Annotated in this window: 4 protein-coding genes; 2 read left to right on the forward strand and 2 right to left on the reverse strand. The window is 73.1% G+C overall.

Going from position 1 to position 8770, the window contains the following annotated elements; all coding sequences use genetic code 11:
- Positions 1–46: 46 nt before the first annotated feature.
- Positions 47–1465 (forward strand): type VII secretion protein EccB, encoded by a 1419-nt coding sequence (eccB, locus tag ABZX10_RS17060; RefSeq protein ID WP_355542265.1) that lies wholly within the window; start codon positions 47–49, stop codon positions 1463–1465.
- 155 nt (positions 1466–1620) lie between these two features.
- On the opposite strand, the gene mycP is transcribed toward eccB, so the two are convergent.
- Positions 1621–2880 carry a type VII secretion-associated serine protease mycosin gene (mycP, locus tag ABZX10_RS17065; RefSeq protein WP_355542268.1) on the reverse strand — a complete coding sequence of 420 codons (1260 nt, stop codon included), beginning with the start codon at positions 2878–2880 and terminating at the stop codon, positions 1621–1623.
- On the reverse strand, positions 2880–4373 hold the full coding sequence (gene eccD, locus ABZX10_RS17070; RefSeq protein WP_355542271.1) for a type VII secretion integral membrane protein EccD: 1494 nt from the start codon (positions 4371–4373) through the stop codon (positions 2880–2882). Before eccD ends, mycP begins: the two co-directional genes overlap by 1 nt.
- Before the next feature lie 189 nt (positions 4374–4562).
- Here eccD and eccCa point away from each other — a divergent pair, with 189 nt between their 5' ends.
- Entirely contained in the window at positions 4563–8600 is a 4038-nt protein-coding gene (gene eccCa, locus ABZX10_RS17075) for a type VII secretion protein EccCa (RefSeq protein WP_355542274.1), read from the forward strand.
- Positions 8601–8770 lie beyond the last annotated feature (170 nt).

Raw genomic sequence — 8770 nt, forward strand, 5'->3', positions numbered from 1 at the left:
TCGGGGGAAGCGGATCGGCACACACCTTGGGGGAGGCGAGCGAGACATGCGTCAACAACTGACCACCCGCGCGCAGGTCAGCGGGTACCGATTCGTGTTGCGGCGGATGGATCACGCGCTGCTGCGCCGCGATCCACGGATGATCTCGGATCCCATGGCCTCGCAGTCCCGCTCTCTCGTGGTGGGACTGGTCCTGGCGCTCGTGGTCACCGGCGGCTGCGGAGTCCTCGCGCTGATCCGCCCGCAGGGCGCCGTCGGGAACGCGAAGATCGTGCTGGCCAAGGAGTCCGGCGCGCTGTACGTCCGCGTGGAGGACGTGTTGCATCCCGTGACCGGTCTCGCGTCCGCGCGCCTGGTGGTGGGCGAGGCCGCCTCGCCCACCTCGGTGAAGGACAAGCGGCTCAGCGATTTCCGGCGCGGTCCCGAGGTGGGGATCATCGGTGCTCCGGCTCAGATCCTCGGCCCGGTCTCGGCCTGGAAGGACGGCGCCTCGCCGTGGCTACTGTGCGATCGGACGCGGCCGGCACCGTCGGACAAGCCCACCGCGCGCGATGCGCTCGACACGATGGTCACCTCCGTCGACGACGGGACTGCCGAGGAGGGGGCGGTGCTGGTGCGTCGAGAGGACCGGTACTTCCTGCTGCTGAGGGGGTTCCGCGCGCCGGTCGATCCCGCGGATCCGGTTGTCCGCCGGCTCGCGGGCATCGACGGCGCGCAGGCCCGCGCGGTCAGCGCACCTCTGCTCAACGCCTTCGCCCGGATCGACGACATCGCCGTCCCCCAGATCCCCGGCCGCGGCCAGTCCGCCACGGCGGTCCCCGGATCGCGAGTGGGCGATGTGGTGCGGGTCGCGGACGCCGACCGGGACCGCCTCTACGTCGTGCTCGCCGACGGGGTGCAACCGGTGGGGCAGTGGGCCGCCGACCTCATCCGCGCGGGTGATCAGGTGGGCGGTCCGATCGTGACCGTGCCCGCCTCGGTCGTCGCCGCGGCGCCCGTCCGCCGCTCGGTGCCCGTCGGGGACCTGCCGAACAAGCGCCCGGTTCTCCGCACGGTGCGGGAGGCGCCCGTCGTCTGCGCCGCGGCCTCCGCCGACGGACAGGGCGGGGGCACCGTCGAACTGCGTGCCTTCACCGTACCGCCGGGGCGCGGCACGCCCGTGGCCCTCGCCGGGGCCGACGGTGCCGGCGACGCACTGGATGCGGCGCTCGTGCCGTCGGGCTCGGGTGAGTACGTGATCTCGGCGCAGCCCGGCGGCGAGCGTCGAGACGGCCTGTTCTACGTCTCCGACTCGGGCGTGCGATTCGGCATTCCCGACACGGGGACCGCGCAGATCCTCGGGCTGCTGCATCAGCCTCGGCCCGTGGCCTGGTCGGTCCTTTCCGCACTGCCCGCGGGCCCGGACCTCACCCGCGGCGCAGCGGCGGTGACCCGCGACGGTACGCCGATCACGGTGTCCCGCTGACTATCTCCGGCACCGGAAGGCGGTGCCGCTCTGGCGACCGTCGTGGCAAGGCCATGGGCCCGTGCATGAGGCCAGCGGCGGGCATGTCGGGTGTGATGGCTCCCGGCGTCCGTTCTGCCCGGGTGCGCCGACTCCTACCGGTCCGGTAGCGCACCTCAGGCTCTGCGGCGGGCCAGGCAGGCTGCGATGGCGGCGATGATCAGGAGCCCGACGCCGCCCAGCGCGACGGTGCGCGGCCGGTGGTCCGGCGCCGCCGGCGCCGGGGCATCGAGACGGCCCGAACCGGGGGCCTCCCCGGGAAGTTCCGCGGTGACCGCCGCGACGGGGTCGACGACGCCCGCGCCGCCCATCCCGGCGGACCGCCGCGCGGTCGCGAGGATCCGGGTACGGACCTGCGCCGCGGTGAGCTGTGGGAACCGCGACCGGACCAGGGCCGCCACGCCCGCCACGTAGGGCGCGGCGAAGCTGGTGCCGGCGAGCGGACCGGTGCCCTCACGGGTCACCTGCGCATTGGCCAGGCCGGCTCCGCGCGGCTCGAGCGTGGTCACGTCCGTGCCCGGAGCGGCGACGGTGACCCACGGCCCCGCCAGCGAGAACGCTGCCGGCCGCCCGTCGGGCTCGGTGGCGCCGACGGCGAGCACCTGCTCGGCGAAGCGTGCGGGTGACGCGATCGTCGCGGGAGCAGCGGGATTCGTGTTCTGTTCCGCGCACGGCCCGCCGGACCCGACGTTGCCCGCAGACGCGACCACGACCACGTTCCGCTCGGCCGCGAAGCGCACGGCGCGTCCCAGGGCGTCGTCCCCGAGTTCGGCGGCCGAACGTCCGCATGCCACCTCGGAGATGTTGATGACGGTGGCGCCGAGGTCGATGGCGCGGACCACTGCGTAGGCCATCGTGGTCACGTTGCCGTGGCTGTTGACGCCGCGCTGCTGCGCCTCGAAGGCGGCGCTCGCCTGGCGGATCGCGATGATCGACGCCGCGGGCGCCACGCCCGCGAAGGCGTCGCCGGGTGCGGGACGCGCGGCGATGATCCCGGCCACGGCGGTGCCGTGGGCGTCGCAGTCGTCGCGGCCGTCTCCGGAGGAGACGTAGTCGCCGCCCGCGATCACCTCCCCGAGGCGCGGGTGCGGTGTGACGCCGGTGTCGATCACCGCGACCTTCTGTCCCTCGCCGCGGGTGAACCGCCACGCCTGGTCGAAGCGCAATGCCCGGAGGGCGTGATCGGCACGGGCGTAGTCGGTTCCGGCCTGCGTGCGCAGCGAGTTGCACTGCGTCCGTTGGACGGTGGGCGCGAGCGGGGCCACGGGCCCGCGCGGCGCACCGTCGGACGCGGGCGGATCAGCGGCAGCTGGAACGACCGGCACCGCGAGAACGACAACCGCGGCGACGGTGCCGGCCCGGATCCGACGCCCCATCAGAGATTCCGGACCGTCGCGTACACGTCCCACACCCAGCCCAGCAGAGGGCCGGCGGCGGCGATCGTGAGGTACTCACCGACCTCCGCAAGCCGGCGCTGCACCGGGCTGAAGGTGATCCGCGGAGCGGCCGCGCCGCAGGCCAGAGCCAGGCCGGCGATCACGGCCAGTGCGACGAGTCCGATCGCGGGCCAGTATCCGAAGCCCCAGGCCAAGCTCGTGGCGATGCCGATCGCGATGACGGCGCCGCCGAGGATCCCGGCCCCCGCCTGGACCGGCTCCGCATGCGTGCGGCCTCGTAGACAGAACGCGACGGCGATGACGATCGCGAACGCCAGGTGCTGGCCGGGCAGTTCGCGGGTACCGGCGCCGACGGTCAGAGCCGCCACGGTTCCCGCTGCCGCCGCGCCGACGGTGATCCCGGTGCAGACCAGCTGGGCGAAGGTGGAGCGCGGAGCCTCGGCCTGTTCGTCCACGAGTCCGGACGCCACGGCACCGACACCGGCGACGGTCGGCGGCGGGTCGTCGTCGATCGGATCGATCCGTTCCCCGGCTGCGGGCACGTGCGGCACCGGGATCCGGGCTGCGACAGCGGCGATCCGGGCCGCGAACACCACGACCAGGTAGGCGATGATCGCGACGGTGGCCCCGATCGCCGCCCGGCGGCCGGGCAGCCACATCGCGGCGAACATCGCGGTGCCGGCCAGGGCGGACGCCGTGAGCACGGCGGTGTGAACCGCGATGCCGCGGCCGGTGAACCGCAGTGCGACGAGGGCCGTGACTGCTGCGGCGGCGGCGCCGAGAAGCGCGTGCGCCGCGCCGTACCGGCCGTCGGCGCCGAGCGGCACCGTGAGCGCACCGGTGACCGCGGCCAGCACCACGGCACACGCCGCGAGGGCAGTGGGAACCGGGCCGGCCGAGCGCATCCGGCGCGCCGTCAGCAACGAGCCGGCGATCAGCGCGATGCCGGCCGCGCCGCACCACAGTTGGGCGAACACCCCGCTCGCGACCGCGCCGTCGGCGCTGCGGGGCGCGAGCCCGATGCGCAGCGACACCGCGCCCGTCGCGACCACGGCGAGGACCAGCACCGCGAGGCCCACGGTCATCGCGGCCCGCTCGTCCCACCGCCGTCCGGCAGTCAGGTCCGCCGCCGTCCGGTCGAAGACGTCGTCGAAGACGGGCGGAGGGGGCGGCGCGTCGGCCACGAACAGGACCAGCAGCGCACCGTCGGTGATTCCGGTGTCCGCAGGGGTCTGCGGGCCGGGCAAGGGCTCCCCGCCGACCGGCGCCAGCCGCCACGGACGCGACCACGCGGACTCCGCCGACTCGCCGATGCGATCGCCGAACAGCCGCACCAGCTCCGGGATGAGCACCTCGGTGGGCGTGAGCAGCGGCAGGGAGACGTCCACCTGCGCGCCGCCGCACAGCACCGAGACCCGGCTCAGCCGAGCAACTTCCGCGGTCGTCTCCTCCGCGATGTCGATGTCGGTCATAAGCACTCCCCCTCGCATGCCGTACGCCGGGCCGGCACAGGACCCCATATGAATTGGACGCACCGGCCCTGCGATCGGTTCCCCTCCGGGCGAAATTCGTCGAACCGCTTCCATCGGCGGGCCGTGCGGTGCATGGTGGTGCCACGACGGCGCGTGGGGGCGCGCCGCATTCCGGGGGAGGCGCGGGAAGTGGCCGAGACGACGGACGTGGTCTTCGAGCCCGTCACAGAGGGTTTCGCGCGCAGGCAGCGCCTGGCGCCGCCGCGCACACCGGGCGGTGAGGTGGCGCTCCAGGCGCCGCCCGAGATTCCTCGCGCCGTGCCGGGCGGGCTGCTCGGCAAGCTGCTCCCGGTGGTGATGGTGGTCGCGGTGGTGGGCATGATCGCGCTGATGTTCACCTCGGGAAGCGCGATGATGCAGAGCCCGTACATGATGATGTTCCCGCTGATGATGCTCGTGTCGATGTTCGGCATGTACGGCATGAACAACAGGGGCACCGGCGCGTCCGCGGCCGAGCTCAACGAGGACCGCAAGGACTACCTGCGCTACCTGGGCCAGATCCGCGGCCAGGTGGACCGCACCCGCGCCGAGCAACGCGCCGCGCTGGAGTGGATCCATCCGGCCCCGGAGGCACTGCCGGGATGCGTCGGTACGCGACGCATGTGGGAGCGGCGTCCGGCGGATCCGGACTTCCTGCACGTGCGGATCGGCGTCGGCGGCCAGCGGCTCGCCACGCGGCTCGTGCCGCCGGAGACGGGGCCGCTCGAGGACCTCGAACCGGTGTCGACGGTGGCGCTGCGCCGGTTCGTCCGGCACGGCGCGTCCGTTCCGGGCCTGCCGGTGGCGGTCGCACTGCGCGGGTTCCCGGCCGTCGGGCTCGACGGTCCGCGCGCCGAGGTCTTCGACGCGGCCCGTGCCATGCTACTGAGCCTGGCGCTGCTGCACGGGCCGGACCACGTGCGGATCGCCGTCGCCACGGCCGAGGTGGATTCCGCCGAGTGGGGCTGGCTCAAATGGCTGCCGCACGTGGCGCATCCGACGCGGTGCGATGCCCTCGGCCCGGTCCGCACCGTCTACGGTTCGGCCGCTGAGCTCGAGGACGCGATCGCACCGGATCTCGCCGATCGCGGTGCCTTCGCCCGCGCGACCCCTGTCGACCCCGGCCGCATTCACCACGTGATCCTGTTGGACCGGGGCATCGCGGTGACGCCCGGCGGAGTCCTCGACACGGCGATCGGGATCGACGGCGTCACGCTGATCGACCTGGCCCCGGAACCCGACTCGCTCGCCGTTCGCTCCGGCCTGCAGCTGGTGCTCGACGACTCCCGCCGCCTCGGTGCGCGCAGCGCCGCGGGCGTCGAGTTCTTCGCCCGGCCCGATGCCGTCACCGCGGGCGCCGCCCAGGTCACGGCGCGGCGTGTCGGGAGGTTCCGGCCGGCGTCGATGGCCGAGCTGCTCGACTTCGACGGTGACCGCGGACCGTCCGATCCCGGCCTCCCGGCTCTGATCGGGATCGCCGACGCCGCGGCGATCACGCCTCAATCGGCGTGGCGCGAGCGCACGGCGCGCGAGCGGCTGCGCGTCCCGATCGGAGTGGGACCGCAGGGTGAGCCGATCGAGCTCGACCTCAAGGAGGCCGCGGAGAGCGGCATGGGGCCGCACGGACTCTGCATCGGTGCAACGGGTTCCGGAAAATCCGAGTTCCTCCGCACCCTGGTGCTGTCGATGGTCGCCACGCACGCGCCCGAGGCGCTGAACCTCGTCCTCGTCGACTTCAAGGGCGGTGCCACCTTCCTCGGCCTGGAGTCGCTCAACCACGTGGCCGCGGTCATCACGAACCTCGAGGAGGAGATCGCGATGGTCGACCGCATGCGCGACGCGCTCTCCGGCGAGATGAACCGGCGGCAGGAACTGCTCCGGCGCGCGGGCAATTTCGCCAACGTGGGCGAGTACGAGAAGGCGCGCCGTTCGGGCGCCCCGCTCGACCCGCTACCGGCATTGGTGGTCATCGTGGACGAGTTCTCCGAGCTGCTCGCACAGAAGCCTGATTTCGCGGAACTGTTCGTCGCCATCGGGCGCCTCGGCCGGTCGCTGCACATCCACCTGTTGCTCGCCTCGCAGCGTCTGGAGGAGGGCAAGCTCCGTGGACTGGACTCGCATCTGTCCTACCGCATCGGCCTCAAGACCTTCTCCGCCAGTGAGTCCCGCGCGGTGCTGGGAGTCCCGGACGCCTACCATCTGCCGTCGACGCCGGGCGCCGGGTACCTCAAGTTCGACGCCGACCCGCCGCGCCGCTTCCACGCCTGTTACGTGTCCGGCGAGTACGTGCCGCCCAGCGCGGGACCCGCGGCGGCCCGACGCGCCACAGTGGGAAGCGCGACGGTGCGCGAGTACCGCAACGCGGCGGCCCCGATCGAGCGTCGTGCCTCGGGTCTACCGGCGGGCCTGCAGCGGATTCCGGCGCAGCCCGGCGATCCGGTGCCGCCGTCCGCCGCCGGGAAGGGCGTACCCGCCACTCCGGACGGGGCGTTGGGCGCACCGTCGCTCCTCCAGACGATGGTGGGCAGACTGTCCGGGCACGGGCTCCCCGCGCACGAGGTGTGGCTGCCGCCGCTCGACGAGTCCGCGGTCGTCGGGGAGCTGGCCGAACACCTGCGTCGGAACGACGCGACGCCGCTGCGGGTCGCGATCGGCGTGGTCGATCGGCCCTACGATCAGCGGCGGGACCTGTTGGTGGTGGACCTGTTCGGTGCGCAGGGCAATGTCGCGGTGGTCGGCGGTCCGCAATCCGGCAAGTCGACCGCGCTGCGGACCCTCGTGGTGTCCGCGTCGCTCACGCACACGCCGCGGCAGGTCCAGTTCTACGTCCTCGACTTCGGCGGCGGCTCGCTCGCAGGCCTGTCGGGCGTGCCTCATGTGGGGTCGGTGGCGGGCCGCCTGGATCCGGATCGCGTGCGGCGCACCGTCGCCGAGGTATCGGGGCTGATCCGGCGACGCGAGGCGGCGTTCCGCGATCACGGGGTGCAGTCGATGGAGCAGTACCGCGCGCATCCGGCGGCCGCCGCGGACCCGTTCGGCGACGTCTTCCTCGTCATCGACGGCTGGCAGGTGCTGCGGACGGAATTCGAGGTGTTGGAGCCGCAGGTGAACGCGATAGCGGCCCAGGGGCTCTCGTACGGCGTGCACCTCGTCGTCGCGGCGTCACGATGGGGTGAGATCCGGCCCGCGGTCAAGGACCAGCTCGGCACCCGGATCGAGCTGCGGCTCGGTGACCCGATGGACTCGGAGATGGGTCGCCGGGTCGCGGGGCTCGTCCCGATGGGGCGGCCCGGCCGCGGTATCACGTCGGAACAGCTGCACATGTTGGTCGCGCTGCCGAGCGGCGCACCGTCGGCCGACCTCCCCGCCGCGCAAGAGGCCGTCGTGGCGGATCTGGCGTCCCGCTACGCGGACGGTGCCCCCGAGGTGCGGATGCTGCCCGACCTGGTGCTCCGCGACCGCATCCCCGGGCGCCGCGGTGCGCCGCCGACGCACGTGGTGTTCGGCGTCGGCGAGGCCGAGCTGGCCGCGGCGACACTGCAGTTCGAATCGCAGCCCTTCTTCCTCGTGCTCGGCGACAGTGAGTGCGGCAAGACCGAGACGCTGCGCACGCTGATCGCGTCGCTCGTCGCGGGCGGCACGCCGCAGCAGACCAAGGTCCTGCTCGTCGACTACCGCCGCACGCTGCTCGGTGTGCTCGAGGGCGATCACCTCGCGGGGTACGCGTCGTCGTCGGACACGCTGACCCCGATGGTCGCGCACCTGGTGCAGATCCTCCGCGATCGCTGCCCGGGGCCGGACGTCACGCCGCAGGAGCTCAAGGAACGGTCGTGGTGGACGGGGCCGGACATCTACCTGATCGTCGACGACTACGACCTGGTCGCGAGCGCCACCGGGAATCCGCTCGCCCCGCTGCTGGACCTGCTGCCGCAGGCGCGCGACATCGGGCTCAAGGTGGTCATCGCCCGGCGCAGCGGCGGTCTGGCCCGCGGCCTGTACGAGACCTTCCTCGCCCGCATCCGCGACCTCGCCGCTGACGGCCTGGTGATGAGCGGCTCCCGCGAGGAGGGCACCGTCCTCGGCACGGTCAAGATGTGCCCGCAGCCACCCGGCCGCGGCACCTGGGTCTCCCGGGCCCGCGGCGTCGAGCTGGTGCAGGTCGCGATGGTTGCTGCGCAAGAACTGTGAGATCCTGCAGGTATTGGGGCGTCACCCAACATGGATCTGCGCCGGTCGCAGTCGGGAACGGGTGTCTGATACGCGCTAGTGGCGCGTGGCTGAAGTCTTCTTCCGGTCGATCTTGGCGAGGATGTCCTCCGCGGTTTTGACCCACACGAACGGATGTGAGCGTGGGTTCC

Origin of the sequence: Tsukamurella sp. NPDC003166, assembly GCF_040611135.1 — a bacterium.
Lineage (GTDB): Bacteria > Actinomycetota > Actinomycetes > Mycobacteriales > Mycobacteriaceae > Tsukamurella.